The organism is Candidatus Woesearchaeota archaeon (assembly GCA_020854775.1).
GTDB lineage: Archaea > Nanobdellota > Nanobdellia > Woesearchaeales > 21-14-0-10-32-9 > 21-14-0-10-32-9.
In genome coordinates, this window is sequence record JAHKLZ010000030.1 from 1 (window position 1) to 2,852 (window position 2,852).

Here is a 2,852-nt window from a genome sequence, read left to right on the forward strand (position 1 = left end):
CATTTCGCCCAATATCCCATTAATGTAGTTATTTTGATATTTTTTTCTCTTAAACTGATTTTATTTTTCCGTTTTTTCCGTATTTGCATTCAAAACTCCAATCTGTTTTTCAGGAAGGCAGGCAAGAGAAAACAGAGCTAATGCAAACCCTTGCCTGATTGTCCTCCCTATCTATTTTTATATATTGTATCCGTTTTTGCGCTTTTGATTTCGAATTTACCTATCGGATAATATGCTATTAATTGCGGATATTCCCCTGCTATCAATTTAAACTCAAAACCGATAATTTCTTTTGCTATATCTTTACCATTTATTTTTACCTGAACATCAAAAGTATCTTTTCCGCTCATTATTTCTACTTCGTTATAATCCTGTTTTTTCATTTCCTCACAACCTTTTCTCTCCAAACCTCGTCTAACGTTACCCGCCTTAACTCTATTTTGGTTTTCCTGATTTTGTCATCTAATTTATCTCTGGCTTGGTATAATTTTAATAACTTTTCTTCCAACTTTTCTTTCATTTTTCCTCCTTAAAATTTCTTGATATTCTTTCCAGTAAGGACAATTTGGTCTGTTGGAGTTAGTTCCTCTTTGAATCTGCTCATAAGTCCTATAAGAGCAATTTCCGTAATACATACAATCTATACAAAATCCCAGACCTCGCCAATCCTTTTTATTCTTTTTTATAAGTTTTTCATAGTTTTTCTCTATGCTCATTTTCCAATTCTTCTACCTTGGTTTCGGTTACAATGCAGTCTTTAATATTCATAGCTGTATTTACTATTGCGTCAATAACCCGATTAAAAACTCCTATGTCTATTTCATCACCGGCTTCAAATTTTATCTGTAGTTTGAATTTTCTCATTTTTACCCCCAAATCTCAAAAGCAATAACAATTAATAAGGTTATAATTCCTGTTACTTTAAAGAATATAATTAATTTTTTTCTATTTTCTGAATCATATAAAAATTCCTCTAAAAAAGCATCATATAATATCCAGAATATAACCCCAAAAAGTCCAACTAAAATCCAAATCAAAATAAACCCTACAATAAAATCAATCATTTTTACCACTCCATTTCCCAAATCATTTTCCCTTGAATTACTTCCAGCATATCTACTGCTTTCCCGTGGCTCTGCGCCATTCCTTTCATCATCGTGTGTTGTAGAATCAGAGCGTCGTTATGGCTTTCAACAATTCGATATAAATCATCAATAAGTAATCTCTGTTGATAATTCTGGTACATCATTAAACTTGTTATTAAGATTACCAGTATTAAAATTATTTTCATTTTTTACTTCCCTTTACTTCGCCATTTCCGTTAAAACTACTATTTAATACCTTGATAAAACAATCCTTACATAGTTTCCTCATTTTGTACTTACCTTCAGTCTGCGGTACATAAATTTCGTTCCTGTCGATTTCTTTTTTGCATTTTTGACAAAATATTATTTTAGCCATCTTCTCTCCTTTTGTTTTGGGAGTGCCGGTGATTGACACTCCCTCATTTTGACCCTTATCTTATCAAGATTTTTTCCTCATTATGTCCAACAAATTTATCTCATAGGCTTTTTCCTTTCCGGGCATACTATCAATCTATCTGATTTTTTGTTTTTGTCGGCATAAACCACAATATCGCTTTCCTGAAACCATGTACAAAAACAATATTGTTTCCCTTTTGATGTTTCTGATATTCTGCCCTGTTTAATAACCATCTTTGCATATCTTAAAGCCTCATTCATTTTTAAATCAGTATGATTTTCTATAATTAATTTTTCCATTTTACTCTCCGTATATATCCTTGTTTTCCCGATACATTTCCAATTTTAGCTCATTCTCCAAATAATGATAGAAGTTTCCAATCTCTCCCCTCAAATCGTCCGGGTCAATATACATTTCTAACAATTCAAGCTTTTCCGAATAATCCAAACCATAAAACCATCTTTTCGCTTTCTCAAGTTCTGTCATGCCTTGTGTTATTGCTATCTTGCCTTTTATTATTTTATTAGGAACTCCACTCCCGCCTTTTGGTGGGTTTTTTGGATTAAGATGTCCTTTATCTGGCTGATAACCATTATTCATGTTTACCTCCTAATAATCTATTTTCTCACACAAAAGTTTAATTTCTTTTTCATACTCTTCAGAAGTTAAGTTTTTGGCTATGATTTTCTTTTTTTCTTCTTCATAAACTATGTCTTTAATATTCGATTTCATATTTTTCTTCTTCCATGATTTTAGAGTATTCCGGATAGAATTCTAATTCAATATTCCCGATAGTTCCGTCTCGGTTTTTGGTAATTCTGATTTCTATTTCTTCTGCAGGCTCTCCGCCTTTTCTTATTTCGGTTTTTTCTTTCAATCGGTTTTCCCAATAAATCAACATTACAATATTGCTTACTTCTTCTATGCGTCCTGAATCCCTTAAGTCTGTCATTCTTGGTGGTCGGATTCGTTCTTTGTTTCGTGATAATTGGCTAACTACAAATGTTACGATTTCTTTGTCTAAAGTAATTCCCTGTAAATCCTTGATATTGTTGCTTACCCTTTCATAATCGGACCTTGCCCCCCTTCGGTCTAAATTTTGAAGGTAATCTATAAAGACTATTTCCGGGTCATACTTATTGATGTATTTTCTGATGTCTTCAATGGTGGATACTTTCTTGATATTAAGATTCCATTCATCTCCTATTGTTTCAGCTACTTTAGTCATAGCTTCTTTTTCGCCTTGCTGAAAATACCCACTTCTGAAATCCATGATGTTTTTATCCATTTCATTGCTTAGTATCCTTCTGGATAATTCCATTGGTGTCATTTCACTACTGCAATACAAGACTCTTTTTTTAGAATGTCCG

9 protein-coding genes are annotated in these 2,852 nt (G+C 32.6%); all 9 read right to left on the reverse strand.

The window, feature by feature from the left end; genetic code table 11:
* Positions 1–167 precede the first annotated feature (167 nt).
* Positions 168–383, reverse strand: coding sequence for a hypothetical protein (locus KO361_05075; protein ID MCC7574938.1), 216 nt, complete (start codon positions 381–383; stop codon positions 168–170).
* An 84-nt stretch (positions 384–467) separates the two neighbouring features.
* Entirely contained in the window at positions 468–716 is a 249-nt protein-coding gene (locus KO361_05080; GenBank protein ID MCC7574939.1) for a hypothetical protein, read from the reverse strand.
* Positions 694–864, reverse strand: coding sequence for a hypothetical protein (locus KO361_05085; protein MCC7574940.1), 171 nt, complete (start codon positions 862–864; stop codon positions 694–696). Before KO361_05085 ends, KO361_05080 begins: the two co-directional genes overlap by 23 nt.
* A gap of 2 nt (positions 865–866) precedes the next feature.
* Entirely contained in the window at positions 867–1,064 is a 198-nt protein-coding gene (locus tag KO361_05090; protein MCC7574941.1) for a hypothetical protein, read from the reverse strand.
* 2 nt (positions 1,065–1,066) lie between these two features.
* Complete coding sequence (locus tag KO361_05095) at positions 1,067–1,291, reverse strand: hypothetical protein (GenBank protein ID MCC7574942.1); 225 nt, start codon at positions 1,289–1,291, stop codon at positions 1,067–1,069.
* Positions 1,288–1,461, reverse strand: coding sequence for a hypothetical protein (locus KO361_05100; protein ID MCC7574943.1), 174 nt, complete (start codon positions 1,459–1,461; stop codon positions 1,288–1,290). Before KO361_05100 ends, KO361_05095 begins: the two co-directional genes overlap by 4 nt.
* A gap of 95 nt (positions 1,462–1,556) precedes the next feature.
* Entirely contained in the window at positions 1,557–1,781 is a 225-nt protein-coding gene (locus KO361_05105; GenBank protein MCC7574944.1) for a hypothetical protein, read from the reverse strand.
* Between the two features lies 1 nt (position 1,782).
* The gene (locus KO361_05110; GenBank protein ID MCC7574945.1) at positions 1,783–2,082 is read right to left on the reverse strand and encodes a hypothetical protein; all 300 of its coding nucleotides are present in this window, start codon (positions 2,080–2,082) and stop codon (positions 1,783–1,785) included.
* A 115-nt stretch (positions 2,083–2,197) separates the two neighbouring features.
* A partial coding sequence (locus KO361_05115) for a hypothetical protein (protein ID MCC7574946.1) occupies positions 2,198–2,852 on the reverse strand: 655 nt, incomplete at its 5' end.